Genomic DNA, 17,264 nt, shown 5'->3' on the forward strand with positions numbered 1-17,264 from the left:
TGGTCAGGGCTGCAAGCGCTCCTTCTTCCAGCTGCCGTCCGCTTGCAGCGTAAATACAATCCGGTCGTGGAAGCGCGAGCGGCGGCCCTGCCAGAACTCCACCCGCTCCGGCACCAGGCGGTAGCCACCCCAGTGCGGCGGGCGCTGCGGCTGGCCGCCGCTGGCCGCTTCCACGGCCGCATAATTCTGTTCCATCGCGTTCCTGCTGTCGATGTGCTCGCTTTGCTGCGAAGCGATCGCCGCCAACTGGCTCTTCACGGGCCGGCTGTAAAAATACTTGTCGCTCTCCTCGGCCGAGGTTTTCTCGACGCGGCCCTCGATGCGCACCTGGCGTTCCAGCTCGCGCCAGAAAAACAGCAGGGCCGCATGCGGGTTCTGCGCTAGCTGCCGGCCTTTCTGGCTCTCGTAATTGGTGTACCAGGTGAAACCGCGCGCGTCGTACTGCTTGATCAGCACGATGCGCGAGGTGGGCTTGCCGTCCGCCCCCACGGTGGCCACGCTCATGGCGTTCGCTTCCAGCACTTCGGCTTTCATGGCTTCATCGAACCATTTGGCGAACTGGTCCACAGGGTGGTCCAGCGTATCCGTTTCATCCAGGCTGGCGCGGCCGTAATCGAGCCGCAGGTCGGCGATGTCCACGCCGGCCGCCACCGCCTTGGCGGCCGCCTGGGGCGCCGCTGCCGGGGCCAGGCCGCGGCGCGCCTGCATCGCCTCGCCCAGTTCCTGCATTTGCGCCGGGCTGAACAGCCGCTTGGCCATCGGCGCGATCTTTTGTTCTTCCTGCTCCATGTGGGCGGTGTAGTCGGCCACGAACTGCGCCACCGCTGAAGCGGACAGGGCCGTATCTGTCCCTGTGGCAATTTTGTTAAGTTGTGATTTTATTATATGCCAATCCGCGTCCATTTGCTGATGCTGCGCAAGGATGCGCGGCACCAGATCGTGTAGCACGGCGGCATCCTCGCCGCGCGCGGTGGCGTCCAGCATGGGCAGCAGGTTCTGCTCTTCATCCTCGTGGTGCAGGTGGGCGGCGTTGCTGAAGTATTTCAGCACCGCCTGCGCCGCCTGGCGCGCCTGCTCGTCGGCGCCGTGCTGCGGCAGGTGGGCCAGCAGGTTCTGCAGGGTCTGCAGCTGCTTGCGGATGCGGTCGTGGCAATGCTTCAGGACGGCGATGGGCTGGCCGAAGTCGGGCGCCGTGTCGATCAGGGAGGTGCTCATGGTGGGGCTCGTCGGGTTGGCTATGGATAGTCAGCCATTCTAGAATAAATCCTTTCCGCCCGCGTCCGCTAAAATGGCGGCATGACTGCACTGACATCCCCCCCAAACCCTGAGGTCGACTTCGAGCGCCGCTTTGGCGGCATCGGCCGCCTGTACGGCCAGCCGGCGCTGGAACGCTTCCGCAACGCCCACATCTGCGTCATCGGCGTGGGCGGCGTCGGCTCCTGGATTGTCGAGGCGCTGGCGCGCAGCGCCATCGGCCGCCTGACGCTGATCGACCTCGACAACGTGGCCGAATCGAACATCAACCGCCAGATCCAGGCCATGACCGGCACCGTGGGCCAGGCCAAGATCCACGCGCTGGCCGAGCGCATCGCCCAGATCAACCCCTATTGCCAGGTGACCCAGGTGGAAGATTTCATCGAGCCGGATAACCTGGAGCAGATGGTGGGCGTGGGCCGCTACGACTACGTGGTCGACGCCATCGACAGCGCCAAGGCCAAGACGGCGCTGGTGGCGCATTGCCACCGCCACCAGATTCCGCTGATCGTGATCGGCAGCGCGGGCGGCAAGACCGACCCGGCCAAGATCGAAGTGCGCGACCTGTCCAAGACCGAGCAAGAGCCGCTGCTCAAGAAAGTGCGGCGCCGCCTGCGCAGCGACTACGGCTTCCCGCCCGGCATGAAGAACAAATACCACATCGACGCCGTATTCTCGATGGAACCGCTGCAGCTGCCCAACACTGGCGAAGCGTGCTCGATCGACGGCGACGAGCGCGCCGTGACGGGCCTGAACTGCGCCGGCTACGGCTCCGCCGTGGTGGTCACCGCCACCTTCGGCATGGTCGCCGCCGGCCACGTGCTCAACAAACTCGCCGCCCAAGCCGCCACCCCCACCCCCCAAGCAGCCTGAGCCGCATTTTCCCCACTTCGGGGTCTGACCCCGAATTGGGGAAAAATGCGGCTTAGCTCGCCTGCGTAAGGGCTTGATTTACTTACGCATGTTTTACGGCAATGGGGAGGTAGATGCCGCTGGGGAAGGATTCGACTAGCGCGACTTCGGCGGCGCGCCAGGGCACGGGCGCGAACGGGGTGGCGGGCGGGGCGCTTTGGGCGTCGCGCGCCAGCGTGACGTGGGGCTTGAATTGGCCGTGCGTGGCGGCTGAGAATCCGGCCGCTTCCAGCCGCGCCATCAGCTCGGCCTGCAGCGCCAGCAGCGCCGGCGGCGGCGTCGACATGCCGGCCCAGGCGATGCGTGGACGCTGGAAGTAGCCCAGGCAATCGATCCGCAGCCGCAGCTCCGGCACCGCCAGCCCTTCCAGTATCGCCAGCAGCGGCGCCAGCGCGGCGGCCGGCTGCTGCCCCAGGAAGGCCAGCGTCAAGTGCAGCTTGGCCGGCGCGATGGCGCGTCCCGGCGCCAGCGGCTGCAGGCCCGCGAGCGCGGCGCGCGTGTCCTCATCCGGCCACAGCGCGAAAAAAAGCTTGTGGCCGGACGGCTGAATAATTGCATCGGGTGGCTGATTTGTTATCATGTGCGTCGCTTGAAACTTCAACGAAAGAATACATCATGGCCCGTAGTTCCGTTTTGTTCGCTCTCCTTTTCGCCGCCACCGCCACCCTGGCGCAGGCCGCCGGCCAGGCGCCCGCCACCGCCGCCGCGCCCGCTGACGCACCCGCAGCCGCACCCGCGCCGGTGGTGGTCGGCTCGGCCCAGCCCGGCCCGGCCGCCGATTCCCTGATCGTCAACGATGTGAAAGTCGGCGCCGGCAAGGAAGCCACCGCCGGCCATCTGGTGCGCGTGAACTATACCGGCTGGCTGTATCGCCCGCTGGCCAAGAACCAGCGCGGCAAGAAGTTCGACAGCTCCATCGGCCGCGAGCCGCTGGAATTCACGCTGGGCAAAGGCCAGGTCATCAAGGGCTGGGACCAGGGCGTGCAGGGCATGAAAGTGGGTGGCAAGCGCATCCTCATCATCCCGGCGGAACTGGCTTACGGCCCGCGCTCGGCCGGCGAGATCCCGCCCAATTCGGCGCTTACCTTTGAAGTGGAACTGCTGGACGTGAAATAATGCGGGACCGGCCGCGCGCCCGCTGGTGCGCGGCCCGCAATTCGGCGTAGACTGGGGCTTCCAGCCACTCGTGCGGAGCCACGCCATGAATATTGCCAACGACGTCACTGAACTGATCGGCAACACGCCGCTGGTTCGCATCAACCGGATGGCCGCCGGCGCACCGGCGCAAATCCTTGCCAAACTCGAGTTCTACAGCCCCGCGCACAGCGTGAAAGACCGCATCGGCCTGGCCATGATCGAGGCCGCCGAAGCCGCCGGGCAGATCCGCCCCGATTCCATCATCCTCGAACCCACCAGCGGCAACACCGGCATCGCGCTGGCCATGGTGTGCGCCGCGCGCGGCTACCGCTGCGCGCTCACCATGCCCGACACCATGAGCCGCGAGCGCCGCATGCTGCTGCGCGCCTATGGCGCCGAGCTGATACTTACGCCGGGCGCCGAGGGCATGCTGGGCGCCATCCGCCGCGCCGAGCAGCTGGCCGAGTCGGACCCGCGCTATTTGATCCTGCAGCAATTCAACAACCCGGCCAATCCGGACGTGCACCGCCGTACCACCGCCGAGGAAATCTGGCGCGATACCGACGGCCGCGCCGACATCCTGGTGGCCGGCGTGGGCACCGGCGGCACCATCACCGGGGTGGGCGAAGTGATCAAGGCGCGCAAGCCGGCGTTCCAGTGCATCGCCGTGGAGCCGGACGCGTCGCCGGTGCTGTCGGGCGGGCCGAAGGGGCCGCACCCCATCCAGGGCATCGGCGCGGGCTTCGTGCCGGCCGTGCTGAACACCCATGTCTATCAGGAAGTGATACGGGTGAAGAACGAGGACGCCTTCGCCACCGCGCGCGCGGCGGCCGCGCAGGAGGGCCTGATGGTGGGCATTTCCTCGGGCGCCGCGCTGTGGGCGGCCATCCAGGTGGCGCAGCGGCCCGAGAACGCGGGCAAGCTGATCGTCACCATCATTCCTTCGTTCGGCGAGCGTTACCTGAGCACGGCGCTGTTCTCCGGGCTGGCCGACCAGTAAGCTAAGCAGCCGGCGCGCGCCTGCCGCCTCAGGGCGCCTTCAGGCAGCAGGCGTGGTCGGTGGTGCCCATTTCCACCTGCAGGGTGCAGTGGTGCACCGAGAAGTCGGCTTGCAGGCGTGCGGCGATCTCGTCGAGCGCTTCGTCGCCCGGATGGCCGGACGGCATCACCAAGTGGGCGGTGAGCGCGGTTTCGGTGGTGCTCATGGCCCAGATGTGCAGGTCATGCACTTCGTTGACGCCGGGACGGCCGCGCAGGAAGCGCTCCACTTCCGGCGCGTTCACCGAATCGGGCACCGCCGCCAGCACCAGCTTGAGCGCCTCGCGCAGCAGCGACCAGGTGCTCACCACGATGAAGAACACGATGGCGATGCTGACCAGCGGGTCCAGCCAGCTCCAGCCGGTCCATAGCACGACCAGGCCGGCCACCAGCACGCCCAGCGAGATGGCGGCGTCGGCCGCCAGGTGCAGATAGGCGCCGCGGATGTTGAGGTCGTCCTTGGCACCGGCCATGAACAGCCAGGCCGAGAAACCGTTCACGGCGATGCCTACCGCCGCCACCACCGACACCGTCAGGCCTTGCACCGGCGTCGGGTTCATCAGCTGCTGCACGGCTTCCCAGGCGATGCCGCCGCAGGCGGCCATCAGCAGCATGGCATTGAACAGCGCGGCCAGCATGGAACTGCTGCGCAGGCCGTAGGTGTAGCGCTGGTTGGGCGCGCGCCTGGCCAGGATGGCGGCGCCCCAGGCCAGCATCAGGCCCAGCACGTCCGACAGGTTGTGCCCGGCGTCGGCCATCAGCGCGGTGGAGTTGGCGATGAAGCCGTAGCCGAATTCGATGGCCACGAACACCGTGTTCAGCGCGATGGCGATGGCGAAGGCGCGGCCCTGGCTGTTCGGGTCGCCATGGTGGTGGTGATGGCCGCCGTGGCCATGCCCGTGCTCATGGTCGTGCTTATGCCCGTGCCCGTGCTCATGTCCGTGCTCATGCCCGTGGCCGCGCGCATGCCGGTGGTCGCGGTCGCGCTCGTCGTCATGGTCCTGGTCGTGGTCGTGCGCGTGGCCATGCTTGTGGTCGTGCGTGCGGCCGTGGCCGCGCTGCGCTTCGTGCTGGTGGTCGTGGTCGTGTGGCATGGCTTATTCCGGTTCGTCTATATGTTCAAGCATGTCGTGGAGGACGCCGCTGATGTGGGCGTCGGCGGCGGAGTAAAAGACCTGTTTGCCCTGGCGCTCGGACTTGACGATGCGGGCCGCGCGCAGCAGGCGCAAATGGTGGCTGACGAGGGAACTGCTCAGCTGCAGCGAGGCGGCGATGTCGCCCACGGCCACCGGCGCCGCCACGCAGGCGAGCACGATGCGCAGGCGCGTGGGATCGCCCAGCAGGTGGAACAGGTCGGCCAGCTGCGCGATGGCCGCGTCGGATTCGGGTGGTGTGCACATAGCTCAACATGTGAATAGGTGTTCACATGTTAGCACACTACCGGAGGAGGCTATTTTTGCAGCTCGGCCTGGATCTGGGCGCGGGTCTTGGGGTCCAGCTTGTCGATGGCGCGGGCCAGCTTGTCGGCCCGGGCCAGGGCGTCGGCCTGCTGCTGCGTCAGGGCGGCGGGCGCGGGCGGCGGCAGGGCGGCGGGTTTGAACAGCGCCTGCAGGCCAACCACCAGCAGCGCCGCCAGCAGCGCCAGGCTTGCGGCCGCGACCAGCAGGCGCTGCTCGCGCGGCGTGACCAGGAGCGACTGGGTGGCGATGGCTTTCACCGGCGCCGCCGGCGCGGGTTCGAAGCCGGCGGCGGCGGCGCGGGCCGGCGCCAGGCCGCCCGCGGCGCGCACCTGCTCGGCCAGTTCCTGCGAGGCGGCGTCGATGCGCGCGATATGGCGCTCCACCGATTCGGCCAGCACCGCCTCGTTCAGCGCCACCAGCGCGAAGATGGGATCGTCGATATCGACCTTGACCCCGGTTTTCTCAAACACGAGACTGCGCAGCTTGTGCTGGTCCATGGCGCGGTCCTCTTACCAGCTCACTTTGTCGAGCTGTTCGAACAGGTCGCGGAACACCACCTTGATGCGCTGCTTTTCCATCACGTTGAACTTGTCGCTGGCCTTGACTTCCTCGGCAGTCAGGCGCGCCGTGTTCATCTTCTTGATGTCGGCGCCGAAGGTGTCGGCATTGCGTTGCGTGAGCACCACGCGGCCCACCACGCGCGCGGCGTTGTCGGCATAGGTCTGCGATTCGATGAAGGACTTGCCCGAGGCCGACACCAGCGGCCCGAAATGCTCGTTTTCCCACAGCACCAGCGGCACCGAGGTCGACTTGGCGGTGGACAGGAAGCCCATGGCGGTGTCGTGCAGCGTGTCGCCGCCGCCCACGATGGTGTGGATGTAGACCTTGCGGCCCGATTCCTGCAACAGCGTGAAGCAGTCGTTCTCGATCAGGTAGGCCACCAGCGGCGAGAAGGTGTTGGCGCCGTTGTCGATCACGCAGTTGCCGTCTTCTTCCAGGATGTCGATCATCAGGGCGTCGAAGCGCTTGGGGTCGATGGTGCGCGCCTCCGTCATCACCGGCACGTGCTTGACATCCATCGCCTTGTAGCGCGAGAAGGTGGCGTTTTCCTGGTCCGTGTCGTAGCAGCGCAGCGGGGTGTCGTCCTTGGCCGCCAGCCATTGCGCCAGTATCGTCGAGACCAGGGTCTTGCCGATGCCGCCTTTGCCCTGCAGGATGAAATGTACGGTGTTCTGCATCGAGTTTTCTCTGTAATTAGTTAGGCTTGCCCGGCACGCACTATACCAAAAAGCGCAGCAGCCCTTGCAGTGCATGCGCCACGGCCTGCTCGCGCACGGCGCGCCGGTCGCCGCTGAACACCAGGCGCTCGGTGCGCACCCCGGCCGGCCCGGCCCAGCCGAAGCACACCGTGCCCACCGGCTTGCCGGCCACCGCGCCGCCCGGCCCGGCGATGCCGGTGGTCGACAGCGCCACCTGCGCCGCGCTGTGCGCCAGCGCGCCCACCGCCATGGCCGCCGCCACCTCCTCGCTGACGGCGCCGTGCTGCGCAATCAGGCCGGACGGCACCCCCAGCAGCTCGCTCTTGGCCGCGTTCGAATAGGTAACAAAGCCGCGCTCGAACCAGCCGCTGGAGCCGGCGATTTCCGTCACCGCCTGCGCCGCGCCGCCGCCGGTGCAGGATTCGGCCGTGGCCAGCAGCATGCCCTTGCCGTGCAGAATTGTGCCGACCTCCGCCGCCAGCCGGTCCAGCGCCGGCATGGCCTGTTCCGTTGCCTGCTTGTCCATTTGCATACTCCTCTTGCTTTGTGTACTTTATTCGTGTGCACATTCTAGCCCGCCGGGCTTTGCGCACGGTCAAAAAATTCTGCTCAGCAAAGCCAAAAATGCGTACACTCGACTGGCCAGGATTCGCTTGCTATCTAAGTTAAAGGGAGGGGAGACATGCAGTTTGCAAGCCTGCCGCGACTGCTGAGTCTGCTGCTCCTGCTCCTGTCCCTGGCGGTCCAATTGCATGCGCGGGCCCAGGACCAGAACCTGGAGCGCCAGGTCAAGGCTGCCTACCTGATCAAGTTCGCCGGCTTTGTCGAATGGCCCGAAGGCAGCTTCGTGCGGCCCGACAGCCCGCTGCTGATCGGCGTGATGGGCGCCGACGCGCTGGCCGACCAGCTGGAGCGCAGCGCGGCCGGCCACAGCGCCAACGGCCATCCGCTGCAGGTGAAAAAACTGCGCAAGGGCGAGCCGCCCGGCCACCTGCACATCCTGTTTGTCGGCACGCTGGACAAGGCCAGCCTGGCGGAAGTGCTGGCCGCCACGCGCAGCCAGCCCATGCTCACCGTGTCCGACAGCGAAGAGGCGCACGCGCTGGGCAGCATCATCAATTTCGTGCTGGCCGACGAGCGGCTGCGCTTCGAGGTGGCGCTCAAGCCGGCCGCCAGCGCCCGCATCCGCATCAGCGCGCGCATGCTGTCGGCGGCCTACCGGGTCGCGCCGGGAGACGCCACATGAAGCACGGCCACGTGGACGGCGAACGCAGGCAAGGCGGCCGCATGATACGGATGCGCTCCCTGCGCCAGAAGCTGCTGGGCGTGGTCATGCTGTCCACCCTGGTGGCGCTGCTGGTGTCGCTGGCCACCATCGTGGCCTACGACCTGCGCGCCTACCACCAGAGCGTGAGCGGCGACATGAGCACGCAGTCGGAACTGATCGGCCACATGAGCAGCGCCGCGCTGGCCTTCGACGACAAGGCGCTGGCCAAGCAGACCCTGTCGCTGCTGCGCCTGCGCCCGAAGATCAACGCGGGCGCCATCTACAACGCCAAGGGGAAGCTGTTCGCCAGCTATGTGGCGCCCGGCCAGGACGACCACTTCCCGCAGCAGGCCGAGGCCGACGCCATGCGCTTCGAGGACGGCAAGCTCACCATGTTCAAGCGCATCGTCGACAACGGCGAGCTGCAGGGCACCGTCTACCTGCGCGCCGAATACGAAATGGTGGGCCGCCTGGGCGACTACCTGGGCATCGCGCTGCTGGTGATGCTGCCGGCCATGGGCATCGCCTACCTGATCATGCGCCGCACCGACTACATCATCACCCGCCCCATCCTCGACATCCGCGACGTGGCGCGCGAGGTGGTGCAGACCGGCGACTATTCGCGCCGCGCCGCGCCCACCAGCGAGGACGAGGTGGCGCAGCTGGTGGAATCGTTCAACTCCATGCTGAGCGAAGTGGAGATCCGCCAGCGCGAACTGGCCGAGTCGAACAGCGAGCTGGCGCGCGAGGCCGAGCAGCGCACCCTGGCGCAGCAGGAGGTGATGCGCCTGAACGAGGAGCTGGAGCAGCGCGTGCACGAGCGCACCTTGCAGCTGGAGGCCACCAACGGCGAGCTGGCCATGGCCATGGAGGAGGCCAAGAGCGCCAACCAGGCCAAGTCGGCCTTCCTGTCGTCCATGAGCCACGAGCTGCGCACGCCGCTCAACGCCATCCTTGGCTTCGCCCAGATCCTCACTTCGGACAAGCTGCCGTCCACGCTGGTGCAGAAGAAGGAATTCGCCAACCATATCCTGAAGTCCGGCCGCCACCTGCTCACCCTGATCAACGAAATCCTGGACCTGGCCAAGATCGAATCGGGCGCGGTGGCGCTGTCGATGGAGCCGGTGGCGCTGCAGGAAATGCTGCAGGAGGTGCAGAGCATGACCGAACCGCTGGCGGCCGCGCGCGGCATCCGCATGCTGTTCCCGGATAACTGCCGCGCCACCGTGGGCGCCGACCGCACCCGCCTCAAGCAGGTGCTGCTTAACCTGCTGTCCAACGCCATCAAGTACAACCGCGAGGGCGGCGCGGTGGTGGTGGACTGCAGCAGCAGCGCGCCGGGCTTGCTGCGCCTGTCGGTGCAGGACACCGGCATCGGCCTCAAGCCCGACCAGGTGGCCATGCTGTTCCAGCCCTTCAACCGCCTGGGCCAGGAAACCGGTCCGGAAGAGGGCACCGGCATCGGCCTGGTGGTGACCAAGCGCCTGGTGGAGCTGATGGGCGGGGTGATCGGTGCCTCCAGCAGCCAGGGCGTGGGCAGCCTGTTCTGGATCGAGCTGCGCGCCACCGAGCCGCTGCCGTCGCTCGACAGCGAGACCGCGCGCGCGCTGGCCGACAACGCCGGCCAGCACGCGCCGGATGCCCCGGCCGCCATCCTGTATGTGGAGGACAATCCGGCCAACCTGAAGCTGGTGGAGGAAATCATCAGCTTCCGGCCCGACCTGCGCCTGCTGTCGGCCCCGGATGCCCACCTGGGCGTGGAACTGGCGCGCGCGCACCAGCCGGACATCATCCTGATGGACATCAACCTGCCCGGCATGAGCGGGCTCGATGCCATGCGGGTGCTGCGCAGCGACAGCCGCACCCAGCACATTCCGGTCATCGCGCTGACCGCCAATGCCATGCCGCGCGACATAGAAAAAGGCGTTGCGGCAGGATTCTTCCGTTACCTCATCAAGCCGATCAACATCGATGAGTTCACGGAGGCCATCAACAGTACGCTGGCCCATATCGCAGAACGCGGCGACCGCAAAGCCAGCAAGGAACTGTCATGATTACCCAGGCCGATATCCACAACGCAAAGATCCTGATCGTGGACGATCAGGCGGTCAACGTGCAGTTGCTGGAATACCTGCTCACCACCACCGGCTACCAGTCGGTCAGCTCCACCACCGACCCGCGCGTGGTGGCGCCGTGGCACGAGCAGCACTGCTACGACCTGATCATCCTCGACCTGCACATGCCCGGCATGAGCGGCTTCGACGTGATGAACGCGCTCAAGCCGCTGGAGGCGGAGGCTTACCTGCCGGTGCTGGTGGTGACGGCGCAGCCGGACCACAAGCTGGCCGCGCTGGAGGCGGGCGCGCGCGACTTCGTCAGCAAGCCTTTCGATCCGGTGGAAGTGCTCACCCGCATCCGCAACATGCTGGAGGTGCGGCTGATGCACCGCGAGGCTAAGAACTACAGCGCGCTGCTGGAGCAGACCGTGCGCGAGCGCACCGCCGAGCTGCAGCGCTTCCGCAGCGCCATGGACGCCACCGCCGATGCCATCTTCCTGATCGACATCGCCACGCTGGCGCTGGTGGACGTGAACGACGGCGCCTGCCGCATGCTGGGCTACGGACGCGCGCCGCTGCTCGGCATGGAACCGGCGCGCATCGGCCTGGGCGAGCGTGAAGAACTGCAGGCGCACTGCGACGCGGCCAAGGCCACCATGGCCGCCTCGCGCACGCCGGACCTGCTGGAAACCGAGCTGACGCGCCAGGACCTGGCGGCGGTGCCGGTGGAACTGTACTGGCAGCTGCAGCATGGCGACGCCACCGGCCCCGACCCGGCCGGCGTGCCGCCCACCCTGATCTGCGTGGCGCGCGACATCAGCGAGCGGCGCCTGGCCGAGGAACGCCTGCTGCACATGGCCCACTACGACAGCCTGACCGGCCTGCCCAACCGCACCCTGTTCTTCCAGACCCTGGCCGAAGCCATCGAGCTGGCGCAGGACAAGGAATGGCGCATCGTGGTGCTGTTCATCGCCCTGGACCGTTTCAAGAACATCAACGATTCGCTGGGGCCGGCGGCCGGCGACGAACTGCTGCGCCAGTTCAGCAACCGCCTGGTGCAGTGCGTGCGCATCCGCGACACCGTGGGCCGCCTGGGCGGCGACGAGTTCGCGCTGATCCTGACCATGACGCGCAACCAGCAGGACGCGGTGCTGGTGGCCAACGAGGTGCGCGAGGCGCTGCGCGCGCCGTTCGACCTGGAGGGCCACCCTGCCGCGCTGACGGCGTCGATCGGCATCGCCATGTACCCGGACGACGCCACCGATCCCGAGACGCTGGTGAAATACGCGGACACCGCCATGGAACGCGCCAAGCAGGCCGGCCGCGACGGCTACCGCTTCTTCACCGCCGGCATGAACGTGCAGGTGCTGGCGCGCCTGGACCTGGAGCTGGCGCTGCGCCGCGCGCTGGACGATAACGAACTGCTGCTGTACTACCAGCCCAAGGTGAACCTGACCACGGGCCGCATCAGCGGCGCCGAGGCGCTGCTGCGCTGGCAGCGGCCCGGCTACGGCATGGTGTTCCCGGCCGAATTCGTGCCGGTGCTGGAGGATACCGGGCTGATTGTGCGGGTGGGCGCCTGGATCATCGACGCGGCCTGCCGCCAGATTGCGGCCTGGGGCCGTTCCATGGTGGGGCCGGTGACGGTGGCGGTGAACGTGTCGAGCCGCCAGTTCGTCGAGGGCGACCTTGAGGCGGAGGTGCGCAGTGCGCTGGAGCGCCACAAGGTGCCGCCCGAGCTGCTGGAGCTGGAGCTGACCGAGACTGCGCTGATGTCGAACGCCGAGCGTACCATCGGCGTGCTGGGGCGGCTCAAGGAGCTGGGCGTGAAGTGCTCGATCGACGATTTCGGCACCGGCTACTCATCGCTGGCCTATCTGCAGCGCTTCCCGATCGACAAGCTGAAGATCGACATCGCCTTCGTGCGCGACATCACGACCAATCCCAACGACGCGGCCATTGCGCTGGCCATCATCAGCATGGCGCACAGCCTGAAGCTGCGCGTGATCGCCGAGGGCGTGGAGACGCGGCCGCAGCTGGAGTACCTGCGCCGCAACCGCTGCGATGAGATTCAGGGCTATTTCTTCAGCCGTCCGCTGCCGGCCGACGACATGGGGCAGCTGGTGGAGGGCGGGCGCAGCCTGCCGCCGGACCCGAACCAGGCATCCGAGCCGCCGCAGACGTTGCTGATCGTGGACGATGATGTCAACGTGCTGTCCTCGCTGCACCGGCTGTTCCGGCGCGACGGCTACCGTATCTTGACGGCGGCCACGCCGGCCGAGGGCTTTGAGTTGCTGGCGCTGTACCCGGTACAGGTGATCGTGTGCGACCAGCGCATGCCCATCATGAGCGGCACCGAGTTCCTGAGCAAGGTGAAGGAGATGTATCCGGATACCATACGGATTATCCTGTCCGGCTATACCGGGCTGGAGGCGGTGCTCGATTCGATCAACCGGGGTGCGATCTACCGCTTCTACACCAAGCCGTGGGACGATATCCAGCTGCGGGACAATATCCGGCTGGCTTTCCACCATTATTGGCTGATGCACGGCACCGGGCGGCGCGCGGGAGAGCCGGGCGAGGATCACACGTCGCTGGCCTGAGCGGCGGGTTACGCCCTTCGGGCTAACCCGCCCTACGATCCCCCATTGGGCCGCGGAACGTGCGTCCGGCCGCAGATTATGCATCGGGCCGCGATAATGCATCGGTCCCGGACAATGCGTCGGTCCCGATAATGCGTCGGCCCAGGATAATGCGTCGGCCCTGGAATGCATCGGGCGTGAATAATGCATCGGCCCTGGATAATGCATCGAGCGTTGACCGTAGGGCGGGTTAGCGGAGCGTAACCCGCCGGCGTTCAGCCGAAGTGGTCGAAACCCTGCAGATTGAGCGCCAGCGGTTCGCCGTGCGCGTCCACCAGCCGCAGGCCCGGCCCGGCCTCGATACGGCCCACGCGCGTGACCGCCGTGCCGCTTTGGGCGCCGGCCGCCATCACTGCCTCGCGCGCCGACACGGGCGCCGTGAAGCACAGCTCGTAATCGTCGCCGCCGGCCGCCATGTAGGCGCGGCGCCATTTCTGCGCGCAGCCGGCCAGCACCGGCCCGGCCGGCAGCGCGTCCACGTCCAGCACCGCACCCACGCCCGACAGCTTGAGGATATGGCCGATGTCGCCCACCAGCCCGTCCGAGATATCGATGGCCGCGTGTGCGATGCGTTGCTGCGCCAGCAGCCGACCCAGCGCCACGCGCGGCGTGGGCGCGTGCAACCTGGCCGACGCCGCCGCGAAGCGCGCCGCGCCTTCCGCGCCGCCAGCACCGCCATTACCGCCAGTACCGCCAGCACGGCCAGAGCTGCCAGCTCTGCCAGCACTGCCAGCGCCGCCATTACCGCCATTACCGCCAGCATCGCCGGCAAGGCCAGCATCGCCAGCACCGCCCCCACCGCCGGCAAGGCCATTCCCATCGCCACCAGCGGCCGCCCGCGCCAGTTCCTCGCCGGCACCCGGTTCGCGCAGGGAGGCCGCCAGCGCCAGGCGCGCGTCGCCCAGCGTGCCGGATATCCAGATGTCGTCGCCGGGCCGGGCCGCGTCGCGCCGCAGCGCCTCGCCGGGCGCCAGTTCGCCGAAGATGGTGATGCAGATGGTGAGCGGGCCCTTGGTGGTGTCGCCGCCTATCAGCTCGCAGCCGTGCGCGTCGGCCAGCGCGAACAGGCCGGCCGAGAAGCCTGCCAGCCAGGCGCGGTCGGCTGCCGGCAGCGCCAGCGCCAGCGTGAAGCCGACCGGCCGCGCGCCCATGGCCGCCAGGTCGGACAGGTTCACCGCCAGGCTCTTATGGCCCAGCCGCACCGGGTCCGCGCCGGCAAAGAAATGGCGCCCCTCCACCAGCATGTCGGACGAAATGGCGGTCTGCATGCCGGCGCCGGGCGTGAGCAGGGCGCAGTCGTCGCCTATGCCCAGCGTGGCGCGGACAGGGCGGGGGCGGTTGAAGTATTCTGCGATGAGGTCGAATTCGGAGAGCATGCCGCCATTGTACTAGCGTCCTAGGCGTTGCCGCCCTCGGCCAGTTCGTCTTCCAGCACCATGCGGCGCTTGTGGCGGCTGGAACTGTAGCCCCAGACGCCGGTGGACACCACGGCGGCCGCAGCCAGCAGCGCCGACTGCGCCGAGCCGGGTTCGGCAAAGCACAGCATCACGGTGGCGGCGGGAAAGGCCACACTGGAGAGTCGAAAGCAGTTGTGCCAAAACTGGTAGCTCATCGCGTGCCTTTCTTTCAAGGATGACAAGGGATGTCAATCAAGCCAGTCTATACCCTGAATGCCATATTGTCTACAAGAACTAAGACTTTGATGCAACTTTCTTAACTTTGCGCAATAGTTGCGATCTGATAGCTGCCGCGACCATAGAAAAAATTGATAATATTGATAACGCCGATAGTTATTCTGCCTGATTGGTGAAAATACCTAGCTAACTGAAAGAATTGGTCTGATAGAATCGGAAGCTTTCCCGATAGACAAACAGGAAGGCAGTACAGCATGGATTCGTCATCTGATAAAAAAGAGGAATTGAGACAACAACTGCGCCTGGCCGCGCTCGAATACCACGAGTGCCCCAAACCCGGCAAAATCAGTGTTACCCCCACCAAGCAGTTGACCAACCAGCGCGACCTCGCGCTAGCCTATTCTCCCGGCGTGGCTGCCCCCTGCGAAGAAATCGTCGCCGATCCCGCCAACTCCTATAAGTACACTGCGCGCGGCAACCTGGTTGCCGTCATCACCAACGGCACCGCCGTGTTGGGCCTGGGCAATATCGGTCCGCTGGCCGCCAAGCCTGTGATGGAAGGCAAGGGCGTGCTGTTCAAGAAATTCGCCGGCATCGACGTGTTCGACATCGAGATCAACGAATCCGATCCGGACAAGCTGTGCGACATCATCGCCTCGCTGGAACCGACCTTCGGCGGCGTGAACCTGGAAGACATCAAGGCCCCCGAGTGCTTCACCATCGAGCGCCAGCTGCGCGACCGCATGAAGATTCCGGTGTTCCATGACGACCAGCACGGCACCGCCATCATCGTGGGCGCGGCATTGCTGAACGGCATACAGCTGGTGGGCAAGAACATCAAGGAATGCAAACTGGTGGTTTCCGGCGCCGGCGCGGCCGCGCTGGCCTGCCTGGACCTGATTGTCGACCTGGGCTTCCCGCTGGAAAACATCTTCGTCACCGACCTGGCCGGCGTGGTCTACAAGGGCCGCACCGAGCTGATGGACCCGGACAAGGAACGCTTCGCGCGCGACACCCCGGCCCGCACCCTGGCCGAAGTGATCCCGGACGCCGACATCTTCCTGGGCGTGTCCGCCGGCGGCGTGCTGAAGCAGGACATGGTCAAGCAGATGGCGCCCAACCCGCTGATCCTGGCGCTGGCCAACCCGAACCCGGAAATCCTGCCGGAAGACGTGAAAGCGGTGCGCGGCGACGCCATCATCTGCACCGGCCGTTCGGACTACCCGAACCAGGTCAACAACGTGCTGTGCTTCCCCTACATCTTCCGCGGCGCGCTTGACTGCGGCGCCACCACGATTACCCGCGAAATGGAAATCGCCGTGGTGCACGCGATCGCCGAGCTGGCGCACGCCGAGCAGTCCGACATCGTGGCCACCACCTACGGCATCCAGAACCTGTCGTTCGGCCCCGAGTACCTGATCCCGATGCCGTTCGATCCGCGCCTGCTGACCAAGATCGCCCCGGCCGTGGCCAAGGCGGCCTTTGAGTCCGGCGTGGCCACCCGTCCGATCAAGGACCTGGAAGCCTACGCCGACAGCCTGCAGCAGTTCGTATACCGCTCCGGCACCTTCATGAAGCCGCTGTTCGCGGTGGCCAAGCAGACCCCGGCCGACCTGAAACGCATCGTCTACGCCGAAGGCGAAGAAGAGCGCGTGCTGCGCGCGGTGCAGGTGGTGGTCGACGAGCGCCTGGCGCGCCCGATCCTGGTGGGCCGCCCGCCGGTGCTGGAGAGCCGCATCCACAAATTCGGCCTGCGCCTGAAGCAGGGCGTCGACTACGACGTCATCAACCCGGACTTCGACGAGCGCTATCGCGATTACTGGCAGTCCTACTACGCGCTGACCAACCGCCAGGGCGTGACGCAGGAATACGCCAAGCTGGAAATGCGCCGCCGCCACTCGCTGATTGGCGCCATGATGATCAAGAAGGGCGATGCCGACGGCATGATCTGCGGCACCTTCGGCACCACCGACCTGCACCTGAAGTATATCGACCAGGTGCTGGGCCGCCGTGTCGGCGCCTGCGTGTACGCCGCCATGAACGTGCTGGTGCTCCCCGAGCGCCAGCTGGCCATCGTCGACACCCACGTCAACGAGAACCCGGACGCCAACCAGCTGGCCGCCATCACCATCATGGCCGCCGAGGAAATGAAGCGCTTCGGCCTGCAGCCGCGCGCGGCGCTGCTGTCGCATTCGAACTTCGGCTCGTCCAACAGCGCCTCGGCGCAGAAGATGCGCGCCGCGCTGGCGCTGGTGAAGCAGCAGGCGCCGGAGCTGGAAGTGGACGGCGAAATGCATGGCGACACCGCCATGGATTCCAAGCTGCGCAACAAGATCATGCCCGATTCCACCCTCACGGCGGACGCCAACCTGCTGGTGATGCCGAACATTGACTCGGCCAACATCGCCTACAACCTGCTGAAGACGGCGGCCGGCAACGGCATCGCGGTCGGCCCCATCCTGCTGGGCTGCGCCGCGCCGGTGCACATCCTGACCCCGTCGGCCACCGTGCGCCGCATCGTCAACATGACGGCGCTGTGCGTGGTGGACGCGGTGGCCCAGCGCAAGGCTTGACAGTAATTAGTTGCCCTGTAACAAGATGTAA

The 17,264-nt window shown here is 66.7% G+C and carries 16 protein-coding genes; 7 read left to right on the forward strand and 9 right to left on the reverse strand.

Annotation, left to right across the window (positions count from 1 at the left end):
- Nucleotides 1-3: 3 nt before the first annotated feature.
- A complete protein-coding gene (gene pdxH / locus ASC94_RS32050) occupies nucleotides 4-1,215 on the reverse strand; it encodes a pyridoxamine 5'-phosphate oxidase (protein ID WP_082616813.1) in 1,212 nt (403 codons plus the stop codon).
- Nucleotides 1,216-1,296: 81 nt separating this feature from the next.
- Between pdxH and tcdA the strand changes: the two genes are divergently transcribed.
- Nucleotides 1,297-2,127: a tRNA cyclic N6-threonylcarbamoyladenosine(37) synthase TcdA gene (gene tcdA / locus ASC94_RS24360; protein WP_056402029.1), complete on the forward strand. Its 831-nt coding sequence runs from the start codon at nucleotides 1,297-1,299 to the stop codon at nucleotides 2,125-2,127.
- A gap of 82 nt (nucleotides 2,128-2,209) precedes the next feature.
- On the opposite strand, the gene thpR is transcribed toward tcdA, so the two are convergent.
- Complete coding sequence (gene thpR / locus ASC94_RS24365; protein WP_056402031.1) at nucleotides 2,210-2,746, reverse strand: RNA 2',3'-cyclic phosphodiesterase; 537 nt, start codon at nucleotides 2,744-2,746, stop codon at nucleotides 2,210-2,212.
- A 35-nt stretch (nucleotides 2,747-2,781) separates the two neighbouring features.
- Here thpR and ASC94_RS24370 point away from each other — a divergent pair, with 35 nt between their 5' ends.
- Nucleotides 2,782-3,282, forward strand: coding sequence for an FKBP-type peptidyl-prolyl cis-trans isomerase (locus ASC94_RS24370; protein ID WP_056402034.1), 501 nt, complete (start codon nucleotides 2,782-2,784; stop codon nucleotides 3,280-3,282).
- Between the two features lie 85 nt (nucleotides 3,283-3,367).
- Entirely contained in the window at nucleotides 3,368-4,303 is a 936-nt protein-coding gene (gene cysK, locus ASC94_RS24375; protein WP_056402037.1) for a cysteine synthase A, read from the forward strand.
- Between the two features lie 28 nt (nucleotides 4,304-4,331).
- On the opposite strand, the gene ASC94_RS24380 is transcribed toward cysK, so the two are convergent.
- Genes ASC94_RS24380 through ASC94_RS24400 form a run of 5 tightly spaced genes read right to left on the reverse strand, consistent with a single transcriptional unit; the run spans nucleotide 4,332 to nucleotide 7,586 of the window.
- Nucleotides 4,332-5,435, reverse strand: coding sequence for a cation diffusion facilitator family transporter (locus tag ASC94_RS24380; protein ID WP_056402039.1), 1,104 nt, complete (start codon nucleotides 5,433-5,435; stop codon nucleotides 4,332-4,334).
- Nucleotides 5,436-5,438: 3 nt separating this feature from the next.
- Nucleotides 5,439-5,741, reverse strand: coding sequence for a helix-turn-helix transcriptional regulator (locus ASC94_RS24385; protein WP_056402043.1), 303 nt, complete (start codon nucleotides 5,739-5,741; stop codon nucleotides 5,439-5,441).
- A gap of 50 nt (nucleotides 5,742-5,791) precedes the next feature.
- Entirely contained in the window at nucleotides 5,792-6,298 is a 507-nt protein-coding gene (locus ASC94_RS24390) for a hypothetical protein (protein ID WP_056402046.1), read from the reverse strand.
- Between the two features lie 12 nt (nucleotides 6,299-6,310).
- A complete protein-coding gene (locus ASC94_RS24395; RefSeq protein WP_056402049.1) occupies nucleotides 6,311-7,039 on the reverse strand; it encodes a hypothetical protein in 729 nt (242 codons plus the stop codon).
- A gap of 40 nt (nucleotides 7,040-7,079) precedes the next feature.
- Complete coding sequence (locus ASC94_RS24400) at nucleotides 7,080-7,586, reverse strand: CinA family protein (RefSeq protein WP_229417389.1); 507 nt, start codon at nucleotides 7,584-7,586, stop codon at nucleotides 7,080-7,082.
- 156 nt (nucleotides 7,587-7,742) lie between these two features.
- Here ASC94_RS24400 and ASC94_RS24405 point away from each other — a divergent pair, with 156 nt between their 5' ends.
- From ASC94_RS24405 to ASC94_RS24415, 3 genes are read left to right on the forward strand one after another with little or no spacing between them, the layout of a single operon-like run.
- Complete coding sequence (locus tag ASC94_RS24405) at nucleotides 7,743-8,306, forward strand: YfiR family protein (protein WP_056402052.1); 564 nt, start codon at nucleotides 7,743-7,745, stop codon at nucleotides 8,304-8,306.
- On the forward strand, nucleotides 8,303-10,381 hold the full coding sequence (locus tag ASC94_RS24410) for an ATP-binding protein (protein WP_229417390.1): 2,079 nt from the start codon (nucleotides 8,303-8,305) through the stop codon (nucleotides 10,379-10,381). The genes ASC94_RS24405 and ASC94_RS24410 overlap by 4 nt, the downstream gene beginning before the upstream one ends.
- The gene (locus tag ASC94_RS24415) at nucleotides 10,378-12,987 is read left to right on the forward strand and encodes an EAL domain-containing protein (RefSeq protein WP_056402055.1); all 2,610 of its coding nucleotides are present in this window, start codon (nucleotides 10,378-10,380) and stop codon (nucleotides 12,985-12,987) included. Before ASC94_RS24410 ends, ASC94_RS24415 begins: the two co-directional genes overlap by 4 nt.
- A gap of 254 nt (nucleotides 12,988-13,241) precedes the next feature.
- Here ASC94_RS24415 and thiL read toward each other — a convergent pair whose 3' ends face one another.
- Nucleotides 13,242-14,402, reverse strand: a complete 1,161-nt coding sequence (thiL, locus tag ASC94_RS24420; RefSeq protein ID WP_056402058.1) for a thiamine-phosphate kinase — start codon at nucleotides 14,400-14,402, stop codon at nucleotides 13,242-13,244.
- A 20-nt stretch (nucleotides 14,403-14,422) separates the two neighbouring features.
- Nucleotides 14,423-14,638, reverse strand: coding sequence for a hypothetical protein (locus ASC94_RS24425; protein WP_056402061.1), 216 nt, complete (start codon nucleotides 14,636-14,638; stop codon nucleotides 14,423-14,425).
- Between the two features lie 276 nt (nucleotides 14,639-14,914).
- On the opposite strand from ASC94_RS24425, the gene ASC94_RS24430 reads away from it, so the two are divergent.
- On the forward strand, nucleotides 14,915-17,233 hold the full coding sequence (locus tag ASC94_RS24430) for an NADP-dependent malic enzyme (protein ID WP_056402065.1): 2,319 nt from the start codon (nucleotides 14,915-14,917) through the stop codon (nucleotides 17,231-17,233).
- The last annotated feature ends 31 nt before the right edge of the window (nucleotides 17,234-17,264 follow it).

Source organism: Massilia sp. Root418, assembly GCF_001425265.1.
Lineage (GTDB): Bacteria > Pseudomonadota > Gammaproteobacteria > Burkholderiales > Burkholderiaceae_D > Rugamonas.

Coding starts and splice junctions, on each gene's coding strand:
- pdxH (WP_082616813.1), bottom strand. CDS start 1,215: ATGAGCACCTCCCTGATCGACACGGCGCCCGACTTCGGCCAGCCCATC.
- tcdA (WP_056402029.1), top strand. CDS start 1,297: ATGACTGCACTGACATCCCCCCCAAACCCTGAGGTCGACTTCGAGCGC.
- thpR (WP_056402031.1), bottom strand. CDS start 2,746: ATGATAACAAATCAGCCACCCGATGCAATTATTCAGCCGTCCGGCCAC.
- ASC94_RS24370 (WP_056402034.1), top strand. CDS start 2,782: ATGGCCCGTAGTTCCGTTTTGTTCGCTCTCCTTTTCGCCGCCACCGCC.
- cysK (WP_056402037.1), top strand. CDS start 3,368: ATGAATATTGCCAACGACGTCACTGAACTGATCGGCAACACGCCGCTG.
- ASC94_RS24380 (WP_056402039.1), bottom strand. CDS start 5,435: ATGCCACACGACCACGACCACCAGCACGAAGCGCAGCGCGGCCACGGC.
- ASC94_RS24385 (WP_056402043.1), bottom strand. CDS start 5,741: ATGTGCACACCACCCGAATCCGACGCGGCCATCGCGCAGCTGGCCGAC.
- ASC94_RS24390 (WP_056402046.1), bottom strand. CDS start 6,298: ATGGACCAGCACAAGCTGCGCAGTCTCGTGTTTGAGAAAACCGGGGTC.
- ASC94_RS24395 (WP_056402049.1), bottom strand. CDS start 7,039: ATGCAGAACACCGTACATTTCATCCTGCAGGGCAAAGGCGGCATCGGC.
- ASC94_RS24400 (WP_229417389.1), bottom strand. CDS start 7,586: ATGGACAAGCAGGCAACGGAACAGGCCATGCCGGCGCTGGACCGGCTG.
- ASC94_RS24405 (WP_056402052.1), top strand. CDS start 7,743: ATGCAGTTTGCAAGCCTGCCGCGACTGCTGAGTCTGCTGCTCCTGCTC.
- ASC94_RS24410 (WP_229417390.1), top strand. CDS start 8,303: ATGAAGCACGGCCACGTGGACGGCGAACGCAGGCAAGGCGGCCGCATG.
- ASC94_RS24415 (WP_056402055.1), top strand. CDS start 10,378: ATGATTACCCAGGCCGATATCCACAACGCAAAGATCCTGATCGTGGAC.
- thiL (WP_056402058.1), bottom strand. CDS start 14,402: ATGCTCTCCGAATTCGACCTCATCGCAGAATACTTCAACCGCCCCCGC.
- ASC94_RS24425 (WP_056402061.1), bottom strand. CDS start 14,638: ATGAGCTACCAGTTTTGGCACAACTGCTTTCGACTCTCCAGTGTGGCC.
- ASC94_RS24430 (WP_056402065.1), top strand. CDS start 14,915: ATGGATTCGTCATCTGATAAAAAAGAGGAATTGAGACAACAACTGCGC.